The sequence below is a fragment of the Paenibacillus sp. Paensp38 genome, from assembly GCF_059491915.1.
This window is the reverse complement of the sequence record NZ_CP168516.1, coordinates 3,978,218-4,003,979: the sequence shown is the minus strand read 5'-3', so window position 1 is coordinate 4,003,979 and position 25,762 is coordinate 3,978,218. Positions and strand designations below refer to the sequence as shown.

Here is a 25,762-nt window from a genome sequence, read left to right as displayed (position 1 = left end):
CACAGAAACAACCATACCCAGAGACTCAAGGCTAAGCTACTGGAGCATATGAGTAAAAGAGGTGAAGGAGGAGGGATTTGTTTCGGGTTGTTCTATGAACCAGTCAACCCAAAAGTTTGGAAATTGAACAAAAAATGATTACATCCGGCATTTATTTTTTGCAATACACCAGCTATCTTGTAATATATCATATGGTCAGCGGCAATGGTCTAAGCGTTTTCCGTATGAATTATAAGCTGCTGCTGTTTTTAGTCATGTATTATTTTATCGGAATAACAGCTCTGAATAACTTCGGACTGATTGTTTACCTATTTCTATTTGTGCTACTGGCATTATACGGGTGGTTGACCGACAAATATGAATCCTTGTGGGTCATAGGCTTCTACGCCATCCTTACCATCTTTATTACGACACTGCTGGGTTATTTCATAACGGTAATCAGCTATGCGGTTCCTTATGAATATAAAAACAAATGGACGGCGCCCTTCCTAACCGCTTGTTCACCTCCGCTGATCTACTTGGCGCTCCGAAAGCTTGTGTCTTATTTGTTTCCTACTCCGGCGGTCAGGCTTTTGAAGCTATATCGGATTAAGCTTATCGTCGGAGCTTCTTTAATCTTAGTCTTGGGGATCATCGGACTCGGACTCATTATCTATTCGGAGTGTGAAAGCAACAATCCGTATCCAAGCAGATTAAAGATTGTGTTGATGCTGATCGGCTTGACCTCCATCTTCCTGATGACGATCAATTGGCTGTATCGCTTCCTGCGTGAACGTGAGCTAGAGAAGAACAAGACGGAACAATACCTGCAGCTGGAGGCTTATATTATGGAGATTGAAAAAATGTACGAAGACATCCGCGGCTTCAGACATGACTATACCAATATCCTGTTAATGCTGGACGAGGGGATCAGAACTGGGGATTTGTCGATGATCAAGCGGATATATGAGAGTTCTATCCAACCTACTGCTTCACAGTTGAACGGATATTCCTATAGTCTGGATAACCTGATTAATCTGGACGTGAGTGAGCTCAAGAGTATTATTACATCCAAGGTGCTGGTGGCAAAGAAGCGTGGAGTTGACGTAAAACTGGAAATTGATAGCGGTATCAGTGAAATGTATATGGATATTATAGACCTTTGCAGAGTAATCTCTTGTTTCCTGGACAATGCAATCGATGCGGCATTAGAGACCTGCAATCCGTCCATAAATATTGTACTGATCCATGAAGACGATATTCAGACGGTGACGATACGAAACTCTTATAATCATTCTGCACTTGACGGGATTAAGGTGAATGATCTCTACAAACGGAACTTTTCAACGAAAGCGGACAATCGGGGTCTTGGCTTGTACAATATAGCAAAGGTGCTGCGCAGCAACAAGTATGTAACTTTGGATACCAAAAAGGAACCGGATTTTTTCACGCAAACATTAATTATAAAGAGAGCGACATCATGAATATTTTTATCCTGGAAGATCAGTTTATCCAGCAGCGCATAATGGAAAAGATGGTCCGTAAAAGCTGCGAGGAACTTGGCATCTGCTGCAGCAATCTCATTGTCACCAGTAAGCCGGATCTCCTGCTTTTTGAATCTAAAGCTTGTGCGAATAACTTGTATTTCCTTGATATTGAAATCTCGGGTTGCCAGATGAAGGGACTGGAAGTTGCCCAAGAAATCAGAAAATATGATATGTATGGGCATATTGTCTTTGTAACTACCCACGGTCATCTGTCTCCGCTTACCTTCCAATACAAGGTAGCAGCTCTTGATTTCATTATCAAGGATGCTACTCAGGATGAAATGGAAAAAAAGGTAAGAGACGTTCTTGCTGTTGCCCATCAAAGAAAGCCTGTGTTGGATGTCGATGATTGGTTTATACTCGACAATAAATTTACGAAATTTCAAATTTCCTTCTCCAGCATTTATTACTTTGAAACAACCGGTGTTCCCCACAAAATCCGTCTGGTTTCCGAAAACAGAACTCTTGAGTTTTACGGCGATCTGAAAGATATTGAGGCTAAGGACCCCAGGTTGTTCCGGTGTCATCGGGCATTTATCGTAAACCTGATGAAGGTGGAATCTATAGATAAGAGCAAGAAGGAGATCATTTTTCAAACCAATCAGAATTCCGGAGAAGCAAGGCGCATTATTCCCGTTTCCCGCCAATTGTTGAAGCACCTCTTAGATAAGATGGGAGACCGGAGCCTCCTGAACAGACCTGTTTACGAATAGAATAGATATGGAGGGCATAGTCCTTCGGGAAGAAAAGGGGAGGAATATGGAACAAAGATTATCCGTTCAAGCAGAGGTGAAGGGCATTGATGCCACCAGTTTAAAATTAATTGCAGTATTAGCAATGCTAATTGATCATATTGGAGGGCTATTTTTTGCCGATTTTTTGGGCTTTCAGGTGGTAGGCAGAATTACATTGCCTATCATGGCTTTTTTTGTAGCCGAAGGATATATCCATACCAGAAGCTTCAAAAAATATACAATACGCCTTGCTCTAACCGGGCTAGCCAGTGTGGTGCCTTACGGATTGGTATTTAAAGATTGGTATACTTCGGGAAACATCATGCTAACGTTGTTGATGGGCCTACTGGCAATATGGTTCTATGACAACACGACCAATCCTGTACTTAAATACTTGGCGATTTCGGCTCTTTGCGTAGTCTCTTTTTTGGGAGACTGGAGTGTAATTGGAGTGTTACTGGTTCTAGCTTTCTATGTCGCTCGCAAACAACAGAAGATTTACAACGGATGGATTATTGCAATAATTGCGCTTATGTTCATTTTCGGAGTCATCATTATATGGGCTGTTCCCGATTCGCTCAGCATCATGGGCATCAACGCCAGCACAATGAACGAATATCTTTATCCGTTTGCGATCGGCGGGGCCTGTATTTTTGCACTCCCTCTGCTATCCCGATATAATGGAGAGAGGGGAAAAGGCCCACGAACCTTTTTCTATTTGTTTTATCCGCTGCATTTGCTCGCGCTTTATCTGCTGAAGTTGGCTATTGATTATTACATATAAGAAGGGCTGTCTAATAAGTAACTAAAATAAAAAAATTGGACGGGAAACGACATGTTTTCCGTCTATTTTTTTATATAGTGCGATCGGTATGAATGATAACTTGGCGGTGAAAGTCCGCCAATATACGCAAAAATACCTTGCTTGGCCTCGTCCCGGATTTCATAACGATTAAGGTGAATCAGTTCTTTCTTCAGTATGCTGTGGAAGGACTGAACTCAATACAAGCATTGTCGAACACGACCGTAAGTAAGTGGTAAAATAGGTGTGTGATAGCGGTCCCACGGACTCTTCATATGTGGATGAAGCAGGGAATATTTTGAAGGTTGAAGGAGGAGCAGCATGAAGATTATGCCTTTACAGAAACGTGGAATCTCCGATAGTCGGCTGGCGCTTGGTTGTATGCCTTTTGGTGGAGAATGGAGCCATGCACCGTTTACGCAGGAGCATGTCGTTGAAGCGGAGAGAGCTGTAGAAGCTGCACGATCCATTGGGATTACGATGTTCGATCATGCGGATATTTATCGTATGGGGAAAGCGGAAGAGATTTTCGGTCAGATTTTAAAGGGACAGCCGGGCTTGCGTGAGCAAATCGTAATTCAGTCCAAATGTGGTATTTTTCTGCCAGATGGTACGCTCCCGGGCCGTTTTGATTTCTCATATGCTCATATTATGGAGTCCGTGGATGGGATCCTGAAGCGTCTGGGTACGGAATATTTGGACATCTTGCTGCTGCATCGCCCCGATCCGCTGGTAGAGCCGGAAGAAGTAGCGAAAGCGTTCAGTGAGCTCAAGGCATCCGGCAAAGTAAGGCATTTTGGCGTCTCTAATATGAATGTAAGCCAAATTCGTTTTCTGGAGCGGAGCCTGACGGAGCCGCTGATCGCTAATCAACTGGAGATGAGCCTGGCACATCTGCATTTTGTAGATCAGACCGTACATGTGAACCAGCAGGCGGGGACGAATGTACATTTTGGTGAAGGGTTGCTAGAATATTGCCAAACCGAGGATATTCAGCTCCAAGCCTGGGGACCGCTGGCGCAGGGACGTTTTAGCGGAGGTTCTTTGGAAGGGGCGCCTGAGCATGTCGTTAAGACGGCAGAGCTGGTGCAGAAGCTGGCTTCTGAAAAGGAAACGACACGTGAAGCGATCGTCCTTGGCTGGCTTATGAAGCATCCAGCACGGATTCAGCCTGTCATTGGCAGCGCCAATCCTGAACGAATCAAAGCATGTCAGGATGCGGAACGCCAGAGCGAGCTGATGACCCGTGAGGAATGGTATGAATTGTACGTCAGTGCGCGCGGACAAGCCTTGCCATAACTCGTTTAAAAGCCCTTTCCCTCGTCTCATTAACAGACGGAGGGAGGGGCTATTTACATGGATGTATCTCATATTTGCCTCAGTAGCTATTCCTCTTCGTAGCGTGCAAGGGCCTTGGCTGTTGTCTCCTTCATTCGTGAGATCAGCCGGGAGCCTTGGACGACCTTGACACGTTTGCCCAGGAAACGGATTTTGGATAACACATATTCACATTCGTCTGCCTGGAAAGTGAGTGTAATACGATAGGTATCTGCTTCCTGAACATATTCGACCTCTTTTTCAAAGCAGGAAAAAGCATATAAAATACGAGACATTTCACCGTTATATACAGGAACAATTTCGATGATGCCCTGTTCCTTGCGCGACTCCAGTATACCGAGTATACGTTGGGTGAATTTATCGGCCTCTTCGGGTAGAAGCTCATCTTCCGTGATGTTCACGATATTAGATAGCTTGGTAGACATGAGCGCGCGGTGTCTGCGATTATACCACAGCAGGCTCCATTCTTTTTTGACCATGGAAAACTCCAGCTTATATGGAAAACCGGACATTCGCTCATGCAAGCGTCCGTTGCGCAGTTTGTAGGTCACACAGATGCCAGAACGGGATCGCAGAATGGAACGCAATTCACGCAAGAGTGGATGGTATACCGAGACAGCAGGGATACCTGCCTTTTCCCGCAAACTTCCATCGGCCTCCAGCGGCTCGTCGTCTGCAAGTAATTGCCGAAGCTTATCAAGTGTAGCCGGGGTAAAACCCTCTGTCGCTGCCGAGTCTGCAAGCATAGATTTGAGCCAAATTCTTTCCTGTGATGTGGTAGCAAAAGCGCCCGATTCATCCAGCCGTGAGACGATCTGGTAGTTAAATATTTTCTCGAACAGGCTCATAATAGGCTTGCAGCTCCTTCCATTCCTGTCTGAATTCCTTCCGTAGCCGCTGAGGCTCCAATACCTCACAGCTTGATCCGAAGCTGCGAATCCACGGTTTAATCTCAGTGATTCCATTCACTGTGATTTCATAGATAAAGGATTCACTTTCCTCCTCCGCGATCGTACCCCATTGTCCCTGTGACAGCACACGTTCCCGAATAAAGTTGCGCTTCGCGCCCTCAGGATTGAAAAAACGTACCCGCACCTTCACAGGACGACCCGTATCAACAAGCCAGCTGTACCGCATTTTTTCTTCCAACACCGCTAGCAGATCGGCATGAAACTGCTCTGGTACAGGCTTGCCCTCCACCAATTGAGTCATGCCCTCCATACGAAACTTCATGATTCCTTTACCGCCTACATGACCCAGAATATACCAACGTCCATATTGATGATCATAGATGACTTGTAGGGGCAGAATGGTGTGTTCACGGCCGTCGGTCTCTTTTTCAAACAGCGGGTTTGTGTTTTGTGACCCGTACATGCTTCGTTTGGACGTCGAAAAATATAAAAAAGTTACACAGCGGCGTTGCCGAATGGCGTGTAGAAGCGGATGAATATGGGCTTCGTCCAGAATGCGTGAATAATAGTGGTATTTATATAAAAAAGGTTCGGCCATCTCCCGATCTCCGAGCTGACGGCGCATGGCTTTTTTAAGATGATCTCGCAGCAGATATCCCTGTACAGAGGGGAGCTGGGTGTTGGCCATAATGTCTACAAAATCATATAAGTCCAGCAGCTCCTCGTCCGTCAGTTCTGTCACCAGATCGTTGCGGACAGCATAGCGGTAAGGTCTGCCGCCGGGTTCCTTGCGAACGACGCCGACTTCAACCAGATATTTCAGATCGGAACGAATCGTTTTCTCATCCGGTAGTGAACTGTCGGAAGGCAGCCCGTTGCAGCAAGCATCCAATAGTTCCATGGTGGTCATAGGCTGTGACTGTAGCGCTGTCAGCAGAAGGGATAAGCGGACGCTTTCCGATTCCTTGAGCGATTTGGCCCGAAACAGAAATAACAATAATGGATCAGCCGATTCGTAATAATTAAAGCGCAGCATCTCATTAAAATCATGTCCGTGTTCCGCAGGCAACTGCTGTTGTACCGATTGGACAATTTCCTTGAGACGCCGGATTGTTTTATCAAAGGTATGTACCGAAATGCCCAGTCTATCTGCGAATTGCTGCCGATTATAGGCGCCGCTTGTTAATGTGAGCATACGCAGGAATTGAATTTCTTTATCAAAACTTTCTCTCGCCATGATGCATTCCCCGTTTCTGTTGCCGTTCTCCGAAAGCAAGTATCCCTTTATTCTAACAGGGAAGGGATGCAGGAAAAAGGGAAATTATTCATCTTTGTAATACTTTCACCATGTTCACGACTTCCAAAATAAAGCATCATAGGAGTATAAGATAGCACGATGAAATAAGAAGCAATACATAACAGAAGGGTGATGCAACATGTTTGGACGACGCAAAAATGAAGTGTTATATCCATGGGTAGGTAAGCTTTCGATTTATGAAACGATTAAGCAGGGACTGGACCCTCAGGGCAGGCTTACGGATGATCATTTACCAGATGATGAAGAATATTGGGCAGGTCACACGATGCGTTGGGTGGCAGGAGGATTGGATGGAGCATTTGGGCATCATGGCGCTGTCGGAGATGGAGAGACTGACAAAATTAAGGATCTGGCGCAGTTGTTGTCCAGACAATGCCGCAAGCCAGGGATGAAGACGAGACGTGAGACGTATGTACGCTTGATGGAGGAAAATGCGCTCAGCCTGATTGATCCGCTGCTAGATGCGGTGCGCGAGCATCCAGCAATTCAGCCGGATCGATTGTATGAGGAAGCACGTTGGCTGGCTGAACACGGAGCACATCGCAATGTGGTGAAGGTCGGTATTGCGCTGCTTGGATTACTGGAGACGGATCAGCACCACGAACTTATTTTAACACTAGCCAAGCATGATGAATTCACGCTATATGCAGCTGTAGCTATCCGTAATATTTCGGAGCAGGCCAACGAACAATTGTATAATTTAGCCTCACAGGTACATGGCTGGGGACGTATTCACGTAGTAGAACGGCTGGAGCCTGCGCGGCAGGAAATACGTGACTGGTTATTAAGGGAAGGATTCCGCAACAATGTCATGTATGAGTATCTTGCTTATGAGTGTGCTCATAAAGGCGAACTGCATACAGCCATCGCTGTACCGCACATTGATCAGGAGTTGTTTGACGGGGCGGGTGATATTCTATCGGCTTTGCTGGCAGCAGGCGGACCTGCGGAAAGTATAGACGATTATGAGCATGCCACTATGGTCATAGGCAACTACCTTCGCCATGCTAAGACCATGTGTACGACTGTGAAGCATTTTACGATCATCATGGATATTGCGGATTTTCTCGATGAAGAAGACGATTCATGGGAGGCACGTTATGAGCATGAATGGACGCCGGAATTACGTAAACGTTACGCGTCAATATGCCAGCAGATGATGGACGATCCGCAGTGGGTGAAGCCGGTAGAGCAGGAACTGCAGTATGCAGATTCACCGCATCTCCACTGCGCCATTCGCGTAGCTCGAATGCTAGCACTAGATGTATGGCCCGTGCTATTTGATCAATTAAGTAAATATCCAGTCAAGCCTAATCTATACTTTGAACTCATCAAGACAGAGGATGAACAGCGGGCTCGTAAGCTGGTGGCTTTTGCAGAAAAGCACTTGCCTCTGGAAGAAATTTCTTCTGGTCCTGCTGATGTGCCGGGCTTTGGACCGGAGTATGAAGCGCATCAATGTCTGGGTATTTTGCTTCAGCTATTGTCTTCTTACGAAGGAATGGGACAAGAGCTAGTTGCTGCCGGACTTTGGAGTCCGGTGACCTCCAATCGTCATGCAGCGCTTCATGTACTCAAGGAATGGCCTTCTGAGATGTGGGGAGAGGAAACGACAGAGCGTCTTCGCCGCTTATCGATAGATGAAACGGAGGAGTCGATTAGAGAACAGATTCGGGAAATACTTTAATGATAAGGGAGGGAACAACATGACGGATGTGAAGCATGGGCAGGGTTTCATTCAACCGGAAATGCGTGAGACGATTTTGCGTGAGCTGCGCGCGTTGGAGCAAGCGGAGCAGGTGCGCATTGTATACGCCTGTGAATCAGGTAGTCGGGCGTGGGGGTTTCCTTCACAGGACAGTGACTATGATGTACGATTTATCTATGTAAGACCCATAGAATGGTATTTATCTATTTTTGATAAGCGGGATGTGATTGAACGGCCAATCAGCGATTTGCTGGATATAAACGGCTGGGATTTAAAAAAGGCGCTCCAATTGTTTCGCAAATCCAATCCGCCTTTGCTGGAATGGCTGCAATCTCCGATTTCCTATCTGGAGCAATATGCAGTGGCTGATCAGATTCGTGCGATCTCGCCGTTAACCTTCTCTCCGAAGTCCTGCATGTACCATTATCTGAATATGGCGCGGGGAAATTATCGGGATTATTTGCAGGGAGAACAGGTGAAGATTAAAAAGTATTTTTACGTGCTGCGCCCGTTGCTGGCCTGTAGCTGGATTGAACGTCACAACAGCATGCCTCCAATGGAATTCGTAGAATTGCTAGAGGAACTCATTCCGGCACATACCGAACTTTATCAGGTGATCGAACATTTGCTTGATCGTAAAAAAGCGGGCGAGGAGCTGGATGTGGAGCCACAGCTTTCGGTGGTGAATGATTTTATCCAGCAGCAAATTGCTTATTTTGAACAAAAGGCGCCCTTGCTTCAGCATATGGAGAGTGGACGTGATCAGCAGTTGGATGATATGTTCCGCGCTGCGGTGAATGAAGTATGGAAAGTATAAGCTGGGAAGGAGAAGTAGAGTATGCACATCACGCTAAAAGCAACCGGAAACAATGCTGGGATGATTTCGCACTTGCTTGCCAAAAATCCTTACAATACGTATGATCGCACGGAAAAGGGTGCGCGTGTACGCATGGTGTACACCGTGTTTACCGAGGAAGAGGCAGAAATCGTCATTCAGGCTTCGCCAGATTCGATAGATTTGGTCAAAAACAGTCCAGATAGCTATGATATTACACAATATATTAATGACCGGGAGTTTGTAACCAGCAGCTTATTTTGCACCTATATTCGTGGCTCGCTTGGTACGGCACTGAACGGCAAACCCAAAGAAGAGTATGCAGAATGGGTGACGCATCCTTTCGCGCTGGAGTTATCGTTTGGGCCTGTTGCTTCGGATTTACCGGATTCTGTGGTGGAGGGACTATTTGCTCCGCTGGGCTATCAAGTGGACATAGAACGAGGGGAAGCAGACTATTCTTTTCAGCTGAAAAATCGAAGCACTGTCAGATATGTCACGTTAAGTGGCCATCAGACGGTGCAGTATGCGCTACGTCAGTTATTGCTGTTGATTCCGGTGTTGGATAACTATAAGCACTACTATATCAGTGAAGAAGAGTTTGACAAGCTGAGACGTTACGGTGAAGGCTGGCTGTCAGCGCATCCGCTACGCGAGCTTATCATTCGACGCACGCTTCGTTTTACCAATCTGATTGAGCAATTTGAGCAATCTGATTGTGATGAAATAGGTATTAAAAAACATATTGAAAAGGATACTGTCCAAGCTCAAAAGGATAAGCACGAACAGATTCAACAGCCAGAACAGCCACATGAGGAAGGGAAGCAACAGCCTACAGTACGGCTAAATGAGCTGCGGTATCAAGCTATTATGGACGTAATTCGCAAGCTGCCTCGCAGACAGAAAATCGTAGATTTGGGTTCAGGGGAAGGGAAGCTATCGGCTCGGATGGCCCGAATGACGGGCGTTGAAGAGATTTGGGCGGTGGAGCCGTCTGCGTATGCACAGTTGAGAGCCGTGGAGCGTTTTAACAAGCTGGAAAGGCATGCCGATGCGATCAGTCCTACACCCATGATGGGCTCTCTCTTTTATTATGATGAACAATTGCGGGGAAAAGATGTGATGATCCTATGTGAGGTCATTGAGCATGTGGATGAGCATCGTCTGAACCGGGTGATGAAGACGATTGTAACGGAGTATCAGCCGGGCGTGCTGATCGTGACGACTCCCAATCGTGAATATAATGAAGTGTATCGTATGAATCAGCAAGAGATGCGGCATGGCGATCACCGTTTTGAATGGAGTAGAAGCGAGTTTCAGGAACGATGTGAGCAGTGGATTGTGGAAGCTCCTTATTCGGTAGCGCTGAAGGGGATCGGAGAAGAGGTCGAAGGCTTTGGACAACCGACCCAAATGGCTATATTTACGCGCAGAAAGGAGCAGAAGGAAGCATGAGCAATTCATCCAAACGTACGATTCATTTACCGCATGCTGGACTGGTTGTGTTGGTGGGGGCCTCCAACAGTGGGAAAACCACATTATTAGACAAGCTGGTGAGCGAAGGGATTCTGCTGGAGACAGAAGTGGTATCCTCGGATCATTTTCGCAAGCTGGTCGGAGATACGGAATTTATAGACTGGAGTGGACTTCCAAGACTGGAATCGGACGTACTGTTCTATGAGTATCAGCAAATGTCAGCCAAGGCGTTTGAGGCGATGGATACGATTCTGGCTATGCGCTGTCGCTTGAATAAGCTGACGGTTGTGGATGCCACCCATTTGTATGCTGAGGACCGTCAAAAATATGTACAGTTGGCAGCCAAGGCGCATGTTCCTGTAATGGCTTTGGTACTGGATGTATCCGAAGCTGTGCTGCTGGAACGTGATTTAGGCAGGGAGCATCCGCGTAGCCGCCAACGGGTCAAGCAGCAGGCACAGCTGTTAAAGCGGAACCTGCGTGGGATCCGTGAGGAAGGCTTTAACGCTTGCTATATCCTTAAGGATATAGAAGAAATGAATTTTGTTCGCCGTGCGCAGCCACTGTTTCATGAGATTGGCTCAGGTATTGACATCATTGGTGATATCCATGGGTGCTACCGTGAGATGCTGGAAGTGATAGAGCGGCTAGGATATACGGAAGATACGGAAGGACTATACCATCATCCAGATGGCAGAAGACTGGTATCTGTCGGGGATGTGATGAGCCGTGGCCCCAAATCGTTACAAGCGGTGCAGTTCTGGAAAAAGCACGTGGATGCTGGACTAGCGTATATGATTGACAGCAATCATGGCTGGAAAATCGGCCGTTACCTTGATGGAAGAAAGGTGACTCTCAGTCATGGGGATGAACGATTTGCAGAGGAACTGGCCCAGTATGAACAAAAAGCGGGCAAGGCAGCGGCGGAACAGCTTAGAAGCGAGTTAAGGGATTTTCTGCTACATGCACCCTCACATCTTATTTTTGGCAGGAATGGATTGCGACACGTGGTCGTGGCTCATGCGGGGATTAAGGATCATTTTATCGGCAAACAGTCGGCACGTATTTCTGATTATTGCCGTTATGGAGATACGGAAGGACAGGATGCAGACGGAAAACCAATCCGCAAAGATTGGTTCGTAGACCATGAATCGGGAGAAATAGTAGTATGGGGACATGATCCTAGACCGCAGCCTACCCTTGTGAATCAGACGGTGAATATTGATCAGGGTGTGGTATTTGGCGGTATGCTAACCGCTTATCGTTTTCCGGAAAAGGAATTTGTCAGCGTTCCGGCACATGAGAATTATGCGAATGATCCCGATAGCCCACTTGTCCGGTGGCAGAGAAAACGGTTTTCCCCGCCGAATTTACGCAAGCTCATCGCTGGTTACAGTGTACTGACGGAATCGTATGGCGAAGTGCGCGTTCAAGGAGAATCGGTCAAAACCGCTATAGATGCCGTGTCACATGTGACAGTACCGATAGAGGAACTGGTGTATATTCCACCGACCATGAGTCCTGCTCCAGCGGTGTCTGCAGAGGAAGGTTATCTGGAGCATCCGCGTGAAGCGCTGGCTTATTATCGCGGGCAAGGGGTACAAACGATGGTGGCCGAGAAAAAACATATGGGTAGCCGGGCTATTTTGCTATTATTCAAAAACGAACAGGCCGCTGTCGAGTATGTAGGCTACCCGACATTGGGCACGATCTACAGTCGGAGCGGGAGAGCTTTCTTTGAACAAAGCCTTGGGAAGCAAGTGCTGGAAAAGCTGAATGTGGATCTACGGACTGCCGGATATTTTGAACGGAACCAGACGGATTTTGTGTTGCTGGATGCGGAAATTGTACCGTGGAATCTCAAGGCTCGGGAATTGATTGCTGCACAGTATGCGCATGTGGGTGAAGCAGCTCTGCTGGATCGCAGTAAGCTGGTAGACAAGCTGAAGCAGGCGAAGGTTGCGGGCCGAGAGGTTGGAGACTGGTTGGAGGAAATGGAACAGAAGTACGCGAATGCCGTGACGTTTCAAGAGGCTTTTCAAAAATATTGCTGGGATGTGGACGGTCTGGATGAGATTCGTATCGCACCGTTTCATACGCTGGCACACAGCGGAAAGACTTTTTTCGACCATTCTCATATTTGGCATATGGAGCAAAACCGGGAGCTGGCTGGGCTGTCTTCCCTGTTTATGGAGACAGAGTATCGCGTGATCACGGACGAAGCAAGCGAGGAAGAGGTCATTCGTTGGTGGAACGAGATGACAGAGGATGGTCATGAGGGGATTGTGATCAAGCCGGAACGCTTTTTGATGAAAAATCGGGACAAGATGATTCAGCCTGCAATCAAGGTGAGAGGCCGGAAGTATTTGCACATCATTTACGGTATGGATTATCTTGCCCCTGAGAATTTAAAGCGTCTGAAGCAGCGTCGAACGAACAAAAAGGAGCGTCATGCCCTGATGGAAGGAGCGCTTGGTATGGAAGGCGTGGAACGTTTTGTCCGCAAGGATACGGTAGATCGTATTCATGAATGCGTCCTTGCCGCACTATCTCTGGAATCAGAGCCGATTGATCCAAGATTGTAGTTTGCGAGGGAGGGATTGAGATGGAAAGGGGTACACCGTTAATTGATATTGGTGTGAACTTGATGCATCGTTCGTTTCATGCAGATCGGGAACAGGTGGTAGAGAGAGCCGCGGCTGTAGGGATTTCACCGCTGATTATTACCGGGACCAGTGTCCGCAGCAGTCGGGAAGCTTCTCAGTATGCAGCGCGTTATCCGGGCAAGCTGTATGCGACAGCTGGCGTGCATCCCCATGATGCCAAAGACTGCAGTGCAGACACGATTCAGCAGCTCCGCCAGTTGGCGGGTCAGCCGCAGGTCGTATCCATAGGGGAATGCGGATTGGACTATAACCGTGATTTTTCGCCACGTGATGTGCAGCGCCGATGGTTTGTCGAGCAAATCCAACTGGCGGGTGAGCTGAAAATGCCGTTATTTCTGCATGAACGAGATGCACATGAGGACTTTGTCGCTATGCTTCGGGAGTATCAAGGGCTTGTCGATAAAGCGGTAGTGCATTGTTTTACCGGCACGGAACAGGAATTGCGTACGTATGTAGAAATGGGACTGTATATCGGAATCACCGGCTGGATTTGCGACGAACGGCGGGGGAAGCATCTGCGTGAACTGGTCAGAGATATTCCCTTGGACCGTCTGATGATTGAAACGGATGCTCCATTTTTGACCCCGCGTAATTTGCCTGTGAAGCCTAAAGAAGGGCGTAATGAGCCCATGTATCTCGCTCACATTGCTGCTACGATAGCCGAATGTACAGGTCGAAGCATGATGGAGATCGAAATCGCGACGACGGAAACGGCTAAACGTTTCTTCGGATTATAGGATTGTCAAAGCCATAGATGTGGTATATATTATAGTGAATTAAAAAGCATTGTCGGGAGCTTGAGAAAGTCAGGCTGAGAGGGTGGCCCTTGCCACTGACCGTGAAATCTGATCTGGGTAATGCCAGCGTAGAGAAACCAAGAACACTATACAGGAATGCCGCTTTTTTTTGCGGTTGTCGATAGATTCAATGTATGTCCTAGCATTTTACCTTGATCCTGACTTGGCTGGGTATCAGTGTAGTAGTTTAGACTACTGGTTATATAAGGCATATCGACGAATGATGTTTTGTATGGTGCTTCACCTTTTACTGCGCATAAAGCTTGCCTGGAGATTCAGCTCCAGACAAGCTTTTTTTCATGGCCAAGAGGCCAACTATAAGGAAAAAGGGGAGCAGGCAATAATGAATACTGCTGTAAGAGCGTCCAAAGGGTTGAAACTGACGGATATTTTGGTCACGATTGTGATCGCTGTTGTGTTCGGGTTGATCTACAAAATATGGGGACCTGCCTATGATTTGATGAAACCATTGGGTCTACACGCCGAGCAACTGATGTATGGCATGTGGTTTATGGCAGGTACGTTTGCTTATCTCATCATTCGCAAGCCGGGTGTTGCGATTTTGGCAGAGGTGGCAGCGGCAACGGTCAGTGCTTTTTTGGGAAGCGAATGGGGTATGTCCACCTTGTACTATGGCCTGCTGCAAGGCTTGGGAGCGGAGCTGTTTTTTGCGGCTTTTCTGTATCGGAACGCAAACCTGTGGGTTGCTTCGCTAGCTGCGGCTGGGGCGGCTGTCACTTCTCTGATTTTAGACTTCAGCTACGGGTATATTGATCAGCTATCGACTTGGAACTATGTATTGTATATTGGATTTCGGATGATTGGCAGTATTGTGATTGCCGGGGTATTCGCGTTCTATCTGGCTAAGGCATTGGAGGTAACCGGAGTCACGCGAAGTTTGAGGCCTGCAACGGAACAAGATTATAAGGGGCTGGATTGATGAGCCGGGCAACCGAAGATGTGGTGGCTTCGATCACCCGGCTACGGTTGAAATTCCCCGGTGAGCAAGAGCTGCTTTTTCACAATATGTCTTTGTCTGTCCGCAAGGGGGAAAAGCTGCTGCTACTGGGACCGAGTGGATGCGGTAAATCAACACTGCTCCAAGTGTTAAGCGGTCTGATTCCACGCACGATAGAAGTGCCTATGAAATGCGATGCTGCTGTAATCCCAAGTGTCTCAGGTATTGTATTTCAAGATCCTGATACGCAGTTCTGTATGTCATATGCAGATGAGGAACTGGCTTTTGTGTTGGAAAATAATCAGGTTCCCCGGGAGCAGATGCGATCCCGTATTCGCGAGCTGCTGATACAGGTGGGTCTATCGACGGATGATATACATATGCCCATTGGCAGCATGTCACAGGGAATGAAGCAGCGGCTGGCGATTGCGTCTGTGCTGGCTATGGAGCCAGAAGTGCTTTTTCTGGATGAGCCCACGGCTTTGTTGGACGAGGAAGGCACTACACAGGTGTGGGATACCATTCGCAACATTTCGGTAGACCAGACACTGGTGATTGTGGAGCATAAAATTAATGAAATTGTCCATGATGTGGATCGGATTGTGGTGCTTTCTGCTCAAGGGGAGATCATTGCAGATGGAAGGGCCCAAGAAGTATTTCATGTGCACCGGCAGGCATTGTCCGAGTACGGCGTGTGGTATCCGGGAGTATGGAATGAAGCGTCTTCGCCACGTTGGAGTGAAGCAGTGACGCAACAGAATGGTGCGGGGACTGATGTGCTGGAGCTGGAACATTTTAGCGGCCTCCGCGGTTTAAGTTCAGTGATTTATGTGGAGCATGCGCAGGTGAAGCCTGGCGACTGGATTGGCGTGGTTGGTGAAAACGGGGCTGGCAAAAGCTCGCTACTGCTCTCCATGATGCGCTTACTTCGCACACAGGGACGTTATAGCGTGCGCGGAATTGAGGCAGGCAGTACAGAACAACTGGCAGAGCGTATCGGGTTCGCGTTTCAAAATCCCGAGCTGCAATTTGTAGCGCATACCGTACGAAAGGAACTAGAGTATTCGTTACCCAAGAGCTTGTATACCGTTGAACAGTGCCGGGAACGGGTCGATCGGATGCTCGTACAGTTCGGACTGGAGCGGCTGGACGAGCGGCATCCGTATCAGCTTTCGTTAGGCCAAAAAAGGCGGTTGAGTATTGCTACGGCTATGATTCGTGAGCCGGAAGTGCTGCTGCTCGATGAACCGACCTTTGGGCAGGATGCGCGTAATACCTTTGTCATGCTGGATATGTTGGAGCAGCTGAGAGCGGCAGGCACGGCCATTGTGATGGTCACCCATGACCCGGAAATTGTCCGTCGATATTGTACCGATACATGGCGGATTCAGAAAGGGGAACTACAGTATGAACCTGTCCTTTCCCCATCATAAAACATGGCTGCATCGCGTGAATCCGGGCCTAAAGCTCGTGATGTTTTCCATCCTGTTTGTGGTCGTTATAGTCATTCATGATCCGAATGTCATGTTTAATGTTGCGTGTGCTATGCTGTTGCTGCTTGTCTGGTCAGGCCATCCATGGAAGAGGCTGCTGCTATACGGGTCTCCCTTTATATTGGTGTTTATTTCAACTTCAACGGGCATGATGATGTTCGGCAAAGGGGTGACGACCTGGTGGACATGGGGCTTGATCCATGTGACGCAGGAAAGCTTTTACCGAGGCATGCATCTGGGCTTTCGTGCGCTGAGTATGGCTGCGGTAGGTTTGTTGTTTGGTTTAACGACTCGTCCAGTGGACCTTTTTTATTCACTGATGCAGCAATGGAAGCTCCCTCCGAAGTATGCATACAGCTTTTTGGCAGCCATGCGGTTGATGCCTATGATGGTGGAGGAATTCCAGGCATTGAGACAAGCCCACCGTATTCGAGGTTTACATCAGCATGTGTCCAAATGGAATATGTATGCCACGCTTCGCAGGTATGCGATTCCGCTACTCGCTCAAAGTATTCGGCGTGCCCAGCGCATTGCTATTGCTATGGAAGCCAAGGGTTTTACCAATGAAACCAAGCGAACGTATTATTATGCGATCGGCTATTCGGCTATAGATATTGTATTCATATTCTATTTTGTCGTCATGCTTACGCTGGCTTGGGGACTTGGGATTTGCTTTCCTTATGTAGGGGTGTGGGATGTACGTTAATTGTTGTCAAAAGGCTTTGCCCGTTTTCTGCTCTGTGGTATATTAATGCAATGGGAATTGACGGCTCGTACAGACCCGCCTGGGCTGGCGGGCTTATTACATTTTCCCTGAGAAATGGATCATCAGGAGGCCAGGTTTCATGATTACGCTGCATCAGGTAAACAAGCATTATACCACCTCAAGCGGCCAATTTCATGCGGTTCAATCCGTGTCCCTTCAAGTGGAGAAGGGGGAAATCCACGGTATTATAGGTGCCAGCGGTGCCGGTAAGTCTACCTTGCTCCGGTTGATGAATGTATTGGAAAGGCCGGATGAGGGAAACGTGGTTGTGAACGGGGAAGATCTGACTCGCATGCCGGAAAAACGTCTCCGTGAAGCGCGGCGATCCATAGGGATGATTTTTCAGCATTATCATCTTGTTCACAATCGGACGGTCAGTGGAAATGTAGCAATGCCGTTGGAGCTGGCAGGTGTCGCGAAAAAAGAGAGAGCAGAACGTGTGCGCGAATGCCTGCAATTCGTCGGTTTAGCTGATAAAGCAGAACAGTATCCGGCACAATTGAGCGGAGGCCAAAAGCAACGTGTAGCGATAGCCAGAGCGCTGGCGAATCGACCTGCGGTGCTGCTGTGTGATGAGCCGACCTCGGCGCTTGATCCGCAGACGACCGCGGATATTCTGGGCGTGTTACGGGAGATCAACCGTGAACTGGGAGTTACCATTGTAATTGTAACGCACGATATGGACGTGGTACGCAACATTTGTACCCACGTATCAGAAATGCGGGATGGACAGCTGCTTTCCACGCAACGTGTAGCTGACGCTGCGGTAGGTTCAACAGCGAAAGCAGGTGAAGCTGATGAATGAAATGCTGAACATCATTGCGCAATATCAGTCTGAGATATGGAAAGCCATCGGAGAGACGTTTATTATGGTGGGGATTTCTATCGCAGCAGCTGTACTGTTAGGGCTTCCGGCAGGAACGATTTTGTATTTGTGCGGCAAAGGGCAAAAATATGAAAATCGACTGCTGTTCACCCTATTGAACAGTGTGGTCAATGTCATTCGCTCGTTCCCGTTTTTGCTGCTCGTCGTGTTTATGATTCCATTTACACGTCTGGTCGTAGGGACGGCGCTGGGTACGATGGCTGCTACGGTTCCCTTGTCAGTGGTGGCCATCGCCTATTATTCGAGGCTGGTGGAGCAATCATTGCTTGAGGTGCCGAAGGGTGTAATTGAAGCCGCTACTTCTATGGGGGCATCCACTCTTCAGCTTATCTTCAAATTTCTGTACGTGGAAGCTCGTTCTGGGCTTGTACTGGGTTTGACCACGTCCACCATTAGCTTCATCTCCTACTCCACGGTGATGGGCATTGTGGGCGGTGGCGGGGTAGGCGATTTTGCCATCCGCTACGGTTACCAGCGTTTTGAAACAGGCTTGATGGCGTTCACCATCGTCGTCATGATTATTTTCGTACAAACGATCCAGTTCACTGGAAGCACCATATCCCGCCGGATCGACAAGCGGTAAATGGTTTATGAATCTCTTCATTAACACTTGCACCGCCCACTATGGGAAATAAAAATGACTTTACAGTGCCTCCAAAGCGGAGCGGGCAGAATTGTTCTGGAGAAGCGTCAGCGATCGGAAGAACAATCTGCACGCGAAGCGGCTATGCTGTAACTCATTTTTATCTTCCCGATCACAACTAATTTTGGAGGTTCCACATCGAATGAGTCGGAAAAACAACATGAAAACGAACTTGAAATTACTTACACTATTTGCTGTCGTTATGCTACTGGTTGCCGGATGCGGTGGTCAAAAGCAGGCTACACAAGAAACACAGTCTAAAGAAGCGACTTCCCAAAAAGAAGTGACCCTGAAAATAGCGACGCTCATCCCACCGATGACAGATGTGCTGGATATCGTGAAGCCGCTGCTTAAACAGGACGGAGTCAATCTGGAAATCGTCGTGCTTTCAGACAATATCCAACCGAACAACGCATTGGCAAGCCATGAAGTGGATGCTAACTTCTTTCAGCATGCTCCTTTTATGCAACAATATAATGAAAGCAACAAGTCTGATTTGGTAGCGATAAAACCAATTTACAACGCCATTTATGGTGCGTACTCCAAAAAATACAAGAACGTTAAAGACCTGCCCGAAGGTGCGACTATTGCCATTGCCAATGACCCGGCCAATACAGGACGTTCTTTGGTAATGATGGAGCAAAACGGTTTGATCAAGCTTAAAGAAGGCGTAGGCTATAATGCTACACAGGCTGATATTATTGAGAATAAGAAAAAGTTTGTGTTTAAAGAAGTGGATTTGTTGATGCTGGCGCGCTCACTGGATGATGTGGACATGGCTGCCATGTATCCCGCATATGCCAAGCCGCTCGGTCTGACACCGAAGAAGGACGCGCTGATTACCGAAAAAGACGATACGCACTTTGCCATTAATCTGGTAGCGCGTAAGGATAATGCAGATTCCGATGCCATTCAAAAGCTGGCAAAGCGAATGACCGGACCGGAAGTGCGTAAATTTTTTGAGGACAATTACAAGGATAGCGTTGTTCCAGCATTTTAATTAAATAAGTATTGAAACATTATTTATGATGATATTTGACCTGTATAATGGAGTGAAGTCTGTGAAGAGCAGATGGTCTCCCTTGTGCAGGTTTTTTTCTTTTTCATCCTTAATATGGATAAATTTCATCGAAATCAGGGTACAAAGTCTTATTTTTTAAGATTTTAGTGTATTACAGCATTATGAATTTTGGTCATAAAGGGTGATGGAGTAATGATAAGGAACCTATTAAAATAAATATACGAACAAACATTCGTTTTCGATTTCGTTAACGGTGTTTTAAATGGGTCAAAAAATTCAGCTGACAACGGGTCAAAAGCGTGAATAAAAAGGAAGGGGAACGACATGAAGCTGCTTGTAACTGTAAAAAGTCTGGGAAAACGCAAGCCCGCACTCGCACGACAGGAAATAGAACTGAGTCCTGCTCCAAAAACATTGCGAGATTTGATTACTGCAACCGTTGCTTTGAATGTTCAAAAGCTGCGGGATAAGCAGGAGAGTGTCGCGCTGATTCCATTCCTCACGGGAGAGGAAGTTGAGGCACAAGGCGAGATAGGCAAAGTAGGATTCGGTTCCGTATATAATGATGGTGTCCCGGATATTAAGGATGCTGTGAACACAGCGATGCAGGCTTTTGAAGATGGTTTATACAGAGTTTTTGTGTGTGACGAGGAAACTATTGAACTGGATGCTCCTTTGGCACTTAAGGATGGGAATGAAATTGTATTTATACGCTTCACAATGCTGGCTGGAGGCCTATGGTAGAGGGGGAAATGAAATATGCATCGAGAGAACAATGAGCAAGAATATTTCACCACACTGAAGGAGCGCGCGGCGCAACTGGAGGGACAACAACAGGAGTTGGCTCAGTATGTTGTGGAACTGAGTAAGCTTCATTACATACAGGAGAACGAGGAGCCATTTAACGAATGTCAGCGAATATTAAAAGAACGGGCGACAGAAAGCGGAGAACCGCTGTTTAAGCCACTGACAGAGGTATTGCGTGCTCTAATTGGACAAACAGCGGGCGATGTATTCACACATCTAACAGAGCATGTTACTGAATATCCATACAGCACCGGGTATGCGCGAAAGCCGTTTCGTACTTCGGATATTACGGCCCATACTTCCCGGATTTATAAAAGAATGGTGCAGTTGATCCGAATGGACTGTATCGGATTCTCTATAATGGATTATTTAACGAAAAAAGATTATGAATCAGGTAGGGATTACCGGATTCAGGAAACGATTGGTGATTGGATTGCTTACGAGCTAGACAACGGCAATTCACAGGTGCTTGAGGCGCTAAAAGCTATTATTTATGGGGATAATCAGGCGGCGTTACTTACACGCAATATGATTAAAGGCATGCTCCTGAGTCATCAGGAGGAGAATTATCGCATGATCGGAGAGCTCCTGGCAGCTGCCAAACTCCAAGAGGGATTGCGCCAAAGTATTGTGGAACAAATGGATGAAGGAACCCCGGAGGCTCTAATATATCTGTTAAAGTTGATCATCGACCAAGGCTTCATTCGTTACAGCTCGGTAGTGCGGGCGCTTGCAGTATGGACGGGAATGGGCTTGGAATCCGCCAATCAACGGGTCGTTCGCCAACTGATCGAGCAGGCATATGAAGCATTGACTCGTAGTGAACTGCGCCAGGAATGGCTGACCAGCTCAAATGCTAATGAAGTGTATATGAGTTTGTGGGCTACCGCAGTACATGAGGAACGTGATCTGTATGGACAGGTTCGGAAACTCATGGAGCAGGGAGCAACTTACCAGAAGATCGTAGCACTGTATGTACTGTCTAACAGTGACAACAAGGATGTGCGCCTCGGAATTGCGAGAGAATATCTGGATGAAACAGATCCGGAGCTTCAATATTGGATTCTGACGAACTATACAAGCAATTATTTTTATGAATGGATAGAAGGCGGGACCGTCGCGGATCGGATCGTTAAAGTGGTGCGCACTCCTTTGCTGGAGAGCAAAGAGGAGCGGCGTAAGGATTTTGAACGACTTCATAACCTGTTTGTACATATAAAAAAGGGTGAGTCCACCGAGCCCTCCAAGGTGCTAGATTTTGTAAATCTGTATCACCGCTCAGATGCACCTATTCAAAAAATGCTATATCTCGCTGGCTATGATATGGACGCTTCTTGGATTGGGGAAATCATAGCCTTAAAGGAACAGATTAGCCCTAATCTGCGTGGCGAACTGTTGAACCATTTTGTGCAAAATCCTGAGGATACGGTACAGCGTGATTTTATTTTTTCCAGTTTGTCGGACAAAAGTATGAGTATCCGTGAGTTCGCTGTGGCCAAGGCGCGTAAGCTGACGCTGTCGGAACCAGAAATGCAACAAATGGAAGCCTTACTAAAGCTCAAGACGGGCTCATTGCGACAAAGTGTCATTGGTGTGTTGCTCTCACAATCGGAAGAGCCGCTCGCTGGCTCATTGGAACGCTTGCTGCGTGCTAAGGCGGAGCTGCAACGATTGGGTGGACTTGAGGTATTGACGAAGATATATGCAGACCCGGATCGTGCCGAACAGTATGAAAGCCTGCGGGCTTTGGCGGATATCATTCAGCAACCTACCGCCAAAGAGGAGCAACTGTTGTCCAAGCTGGGACAGGAGGATGCTTATACAGGGGCTAACGGTTTTGGCCTGTACGATCCGAATGTCAAGGAAGCTTGGTTGGAAGAGAAAGTGGATCTGGGTGATTTTAGATTGGCCGATGTTTTTGTTAGTCCATTGGAGAAGCTCAAGCAGTTTTTGACTGGACTGGATGAGCTTGTTCATCATCATCGTGATGTGGAATATACAGCGGAATATTATTCAGGCTACAAAGATACATTGCTTATTGGGACGAACCTTCGTCCTCTACGGCTGGTTCAGGTCGATGAAGAAGTAGATTCCAGGCTGTCTTTATATCCTCTTTACGAGGAGTGGGACCGTTATTTGCAGGAAAGCGGCATAGAAGCACGTGAACTGCTGGAGCTTGTTTTTTATGACCGATTGGAGCCTATGGACCGAACGCTGGATCGCTACTATCGCTACTTTTCTTTTAAAATGGACTATTCAGAGCTAAGCAAGCACAAGCTGCTGGAAGGATGGCGTAAAGACTTCGCTGAGCAAATGTATCCTGTGGATCGGATTAACGAGGTTCAAAGATGGATGGCAGAGCTGACCTACTCCGATCAGGTAAGCACATTAATCAATGCTTATTTTATGGACACATCCGGTGACCAAACATTTGACGTAATTGACCTTGCTTTAAATTCACTAATGCAGTGCGTGCCTAAGGACAGACCAGCAGAGGATTTGGGAATGCTCCATCTATTGTCCGGCCCGTGGGTGGCGCTGGAGAAGGGGCAGGTTCATGATAATGAGTCCTTTAAGCGCTTTTTCCATACTTTTGTGAACTACGCAGAACTGCCAGGAGCGGAAAATCGTTTTTATTCTCCGCTGGATCTGGAGGATTATTTCAAAGCCTATGAAAAAGGGTTGATCGGTGTAGGGGAAGTATATCGGGAACTGCTGGCCGGTAGTGAAAGCAGAAGACATATGAGTACCTTAACCAATGTCCGCAATACATGGATTTCTAGCAACCCAGAATTTTTGGAGATACGCCGTACGGTTATTGATCGACTGTTAGAGGTTGAATTGGTTCGAGGCGATTTGCCTACCGAGGCTACGCCAAAGGTTATGGGCTTGAACCGGATTGAAGGCATGGATTATTTTATCCGTATTCTGGAGGGTCTCGACAAGGAAACATTCGTGCGTGGTTATGTGTACGGTTACGGTGATCGTATTACCAAAAAGGAATCGTTCAGTCACTTGCTCAAGGCATGTTATCCGAATGATGGCGAGGATGCCACGTTGCTCAAGGAAAAGTTAAAGGACACTAAAATTACAGATAAACGTCTGCTGGAGGCGGCAATGTATGCCCCGCAGTGGATTGAGATTGTAGCGGGTTATCTCGGATGGGAAGGACTTCGCAGTGCGGCATGGTATTTCCATGCGCATATCAATGAAGGTTTTTCGGCCGAGAAGGAAACGATTGTAGCTCATTACTCGCCGATTGCTCCGCAAGATTTTAATGATGGTGCCTTCGATATTCACTGGTTTCATGATGCTTATGAGACGTTGGGCGAGGAACGTTTTGATCTGCTGTACGATTGTGCCAAGTATATTTCGGCTGGAGCCAATCATCGTCGATCCCAGTTGTTTGCGGATGCGACGCTGGGTAAGCTCAAACGGAGTGAAATGGAAAAATCAGTGGAAGACAAGCGAAACAAAGACCATTTGCTGACCTACAGTTTGATTCCACTTGCTCAGCCACCTGAACCAGATGTACGCGAACGTTATGATTTTATCCAAAGGTTTCTGGAACAAAGCAAAAAATTTGGGGCACAGCGTAAGGCCAGTGAGGCACTGGTTTCGCGGATTGCGCTCGGGAATTTGGCGCGTAACGCAGGTTATGATGACGTAACCCGTCTCGTCTGGGACATGGAGGCTCGCAAGCTGGATGATCTCCGGTCTTATTTTGAGCCACATGCTTTGGACGAGGCTACAACGGTGCAGCTCGTCATTGATGATGAAGGAGCTGCAGATATTGAAATTGTAAGCAAAGGCAAGACGCTGAAATCCATTCCGGCTCGTTTCAAGAAGGATGAGTATATTACGGCATTGAAGGAGCTTAAAGGAGATCTGGTGGATCAGTATCGCAGAGCTCGGAAGGAATTGGAGCGCTCTATGGAGTCTGGCACGACCTTTATGGTGAAGGAATTGAGAGGATTGCTGGGTAATCCTGTGCTTGCTCCGTTGGTGCGGACACTGGTTTTCAAGGCTGGCGAGCACCTCGGATATTTTAATGGGGATACGTTGGTGTTGACTGATCCTTCTGCTGAACAGCATTCTATAGGAGAAGAGGATAAGCTGATTATCGCTCACCCCCTTCACTTGTTCGAAAGTGGTCGTTGGAGCGACTTCCAGAAGGACTTATTCGACCGTCAGATACGCCAGCCATTTAAGCAGGTGTTCCGTGAGCTGTACCTGCTGAATGCTGATGAACGTGCCAACGCGACCGTTTCCCGTCGATATGCGGGACACCAGGTACAGCCGAATAAGACGGTATCCCTATTGAAAGGTCGCCAATGGACGGTCAGCTATGAGGATGGACTCCAGAAGGTGTACTATGCTGAGAATCTGATTGCCAACCTGTATGCCATGGCGGACTGGTTCTCACCAGCAGATACCGAGGCTCCTACGCTGGAGACCGTGCAGTTCTTTGATCGGACAACGTATAAGAGCGTACCGTTGGACGAAGTTCCTCCTGTTCTGTTCTCCGAAGTTATGCGGGACGTGGATCTGGTCGTCAGTGTTGCCCATGTAGGCGGCGTTGATCCAGAGGCCAGTCTGACGACGATTGAAATGCGTAGGGTCATTGTGCAGGAATCACTTCGCCTGCTGAAAATTAGCAATGTACGCGTGGATGGGGATTATGCACGTGTAGATGGGACTCTTGGCGAATATGCTGTGCATTTGGGAAGCGGGGGTGTCTATAAGCAAGCGAAGGGAGCGCTGCATATTATTCCGGTGCATTCGCAGCATCGTGGACGCATCTTCCTGCCGTTTCTGGACGAAGACCCAAGAACAGCCGAGATTTTATCTAAAATAGTGTTGTTGGCCGAGGATCAGAAGATCAAGGACCCGCAAATTCTTACACAGCTTCAAGCGTAGAATAGAATTCTGATGTATATAGATTTATAATGAACTCAACGTTCGCATCTAGACAATGGTTTCAAATCCTCGACTGTGTAGGTGGAAACTTAGTTTAGTTGCGGAGGTTGAGTTATTTAATATTGAGCGTTTATCAAGCACGAATAAGGAGATATGG

The 25,762-nt window shown here is 47.3% G+C and carries 19 protein-coding genes and 1 riboswitch; of the genes, 17 read left to right on the top strand and 2 right to left on the bottom strand.

All coding sequences use genetic code 11. The features are described 5' to 3' along the window. Positions 1-224 precede the first annotated feature (224 nt). The 4 genes from ACEN8J_RS17680 (at position 225) to ACEN8J_RS17665 (ending at position 4,361) form a co-directional block, all read left to right on the top strand. Complete coding sequence (locus tag ACEN8J_RS17680; protein ID WP_230585094.1) at positions 225-1,463, top strand: sensor histidine kinase; 1,239 nt, start codon at positions 225-227, stop codon at positions 1,461-1,463. After that, the gene (locus tag ACEN8J_RS17675) at positions 1,460-2,239 is read left to right on the top strand and encodes a LytR/AlgR family response regulator transcription factor (protein ID WP_029517599.1); all 780 of its coding nucleotides are present in this window, start codon (positions 1,460-1,462) and stop codon (positions 2,237-2,239) included. Before ACEN8J_RS17680 ends, ACEN8J_RS17675 begins: the two co-directional genes overlap by 4 nt. A 46-nt stretch (positions 2,240-2,285) precedes the next feature. Then, positions 2,286-3,044, top strand: a complete 759-nt coding sequence (locus ACEN8J_RS17670) for a TraX family protein (RefSeq protein WP_029517598.1) — start codon at positions 2,286-2,288, stop codon at positions 3,042-3,044. A 339-nt stretch (positions 3,045-3,383) separates the two neighbouring features. Beyond that, entirely contained in the window at positions 3,384-4,361 is a 978-nt protein-coding gene (locus ACEN8J_RS17665) for an aldo/keto reductase (protein ID WP_039272461.1), read from the top strand. A gap of 86 nt (positions 4,362-4,447) precedes the next feature. Here ACEN8J_RS17665 and ACEN8J_RS17660 read toward each other — a convergent pair whose 3' ends face one another. Next, complete coding sequence (locus tag ACEN8J_RS17660; protein WP_029517596.1) at positions 4,448-5,248, bottom strand: WYL domain-containing protein; 801 nt, start codon at positions 5,246-5,248, stop codon at positions 4,448-4,450. Then, entirely contained in the window at positions 5,223-6,548 is a 1,326-nt protein-coding gene (locus ACEN8J_RS17655; protein WP_029517595.1) for a helix-turn-helix transcriptional regulator, read from the bottom strand. The genes ACEN8J_RS17660 and ACEN8J_RS17655 overlap by 26 nt, the downstream gene beginning before the upstream one ends. A gap of 199 nt (positions 6,549-6,747) precedes the next feature. On the opposite strand from ACEN8J_RS17655, the gene ACEN8J_RS17650 reads away from it, so the two are divergent. The 13 genes from ACEN8J_RS17650 to ACEN8J_RS17590 all read left to right on the top strand — a co-directional run bounded on the left by ACEN8J_RS17650 (position 6,748) and on the right by ACEN8J_RS17590 (position 25,605). After that, entirely contained in the window at positions 6,748-8,316 is a 1,569-nt protein-coding gene (locus tag ACEN8J_RS17650; protein ID WP_495593796.1) for a limonene hydroxylase, read from the top strand. A gap of 19 nt (positions 8,317-8,335) precedes the next feature. Next, positions 8,336-9,154 carry a nucleotidyltransferase domain-containing protein gene (locus tag ACEN8J_RS17645; RefSeq protein WP_318628253.1) on the top strand — a complete coding sequence of 273 codons (819 nt, stop codon included), beginning with the start codon at positions 8,336-8,338 and terminating at the stop codon, positions 9,152-9,154. 21 nt (positions 9,155-9,175) lie between these two features. Beyond that, positions 9,176-10,627: a 3' terminal RNA ribose 2'-O-methyltransferase Hen1 gene (locus ACEN8J_RS17640; RefSeq protein ID WP_165150001.1), complete on the top strand. Its 1,452-nt coding sequence runs from the start codon at positions 9,176-9,178 to the stop codon at positions 10,625-10,627. Next, on the top strand, positions 10,624-13,233 hold the full coding sequence (locus ACEN8J_RS17635; protein ID WP_495593795.1) for a polynucleotide kinase-phosphatase: 2,610 nt from the start codon (positions 10,624-10,626) through the stop codon (positions 13,231-13,233). Before ACEN8J_RS17640 ends, ACEN8J_RS17635 begins: the two co-directional genes overlap by 4 nt. Positions 13,234-13,253: 20 nt before the next feature. Beyond that, positions 13,254-14,051, top strand: a complete 798-nt coding sequence (locus tag ACEN8J_RS17630; protein WP_449292556.1) for a TatD family hydrolase — start codon at positions 13,254-13,256, stop codon at positions 14,049-14,051. A 43-nt stretch (positions 14,052-14,094) separates the two neighbouring features. Further along, a riboswitch (TPP riboswitch) is annotated at positions 14,095-14,204 on the top strand. A 250-nt stretch (positions 14,205-14,454) separates the two neighbouring features. Further along, positions 14,455-15,051 (top strand): ECF transporter S component, encoded by a 597-nt coding sequence (locus tag ACEN8J_RS17625; RefSeq protein ID WP_029517589.1) that lies wholly within the window; start codon positions 14,455-14,457, stop codon positions 15,049-15,051. Then, the gene (locus ACEN8J_RS17620) at positions 15,051-16,502 is read left to right on the top strand and encodes an ABC transporter ATP-binding protein (RefSeq protein ID WP_165150005.1); all 1,452 of its coding nucleotides are present in this window, start codon (positions 15,051-15,053) and stop codon (positions 16,500-16,502) included. Before ACEN8J_RS17625 ends, ACEN8J_RS17620 begins: the two co-directional genes overlap by 1 nt. Further along, positions 16,477-17,268, top strand: a complete 792-nt coding sequence (locus ACEN8J_RS17615; protein ID WP_039272469.1) for an energy-coupling factor transporter transmembrane component T family protein — start codon at positions 16,477-16,479, stop codon at positions 17,266-17,268. Before ACEN8J_RS17620 ends, ACEN8J_RS17615 begins: the two co-directional genes overlap by 26 nt. Positions 17,269-17,407: 139 nt before the next feature. Further along, positions 17,408-18,133: a methionine ABC transporter ATP-binding protein gene (locus ACEN8J_RS17610; protein WP_449292555.1), complete on the top strand. Its 726-nt coding sequence runs from the start codon at positions 17,408-17,410 to the stop codon at positions 18,131-18,133. Beyond that, the gene (locus ACEN8J_RS17605; protein WP_039272472.1) at positions 18,126-18,797 is read left to right on the top strand and encodes a methionine ABC transporter permease; all 672 of its coding nucleotides are present in this window, start codon (positions 18,126-18,128) and stop codon (positions 18,795-18,797) included. The genes ACEN8J_RS17610 and ACEN8J_RS17605 overlap by 8 nt, the downstream gene beginning before the upstream one ends. A 202-nt stretch (positions 18,798-18,999) precedes the next feature. Further along, positions 19,000-19,857 carry a MetQ/NlpA family ABC transporter substrate-binding protein gene (locus ACEN8J_RS17600; protein WP_039272474.1) on the top strand — a complete coding sequence of 286 codons (858 nt, stop codon included), beginning with the start codon at positions 19,000-19,002 and terminating at the stop codon, positions 19,855-19,857. 345 nt (positions 19,858-20,202) lie between these two features. Continuing rightward, positions 20,203-20,622 (top strand): hypothetical protein, encoded by a 420-nt coding sequence (locus ACEN8J_RS17595; RefSeq protein ID WP_165150009.1) that lies wholly within the window; start codon positions 20,203-20,205, stop codon positions 20,620-20,622. A 15-nt stretch (positions 20,623-20,637) separates the two neighbouring features. Next, positions 20,638-25,605 carry a DUF4132 domain-containing protein gene (locus tag ACEN8J_RS17590; protein WP_495593794.1) on the top strand — a complete coding sequence of 1,656 codons (4,968 nt, stop codon included), beginning with the start codon at positions 20,638-20,640 and terminating at the stop codon, positions 25,603-25,605. Positions 25,606-25,762: the final 157 nt, after the last annotated feature.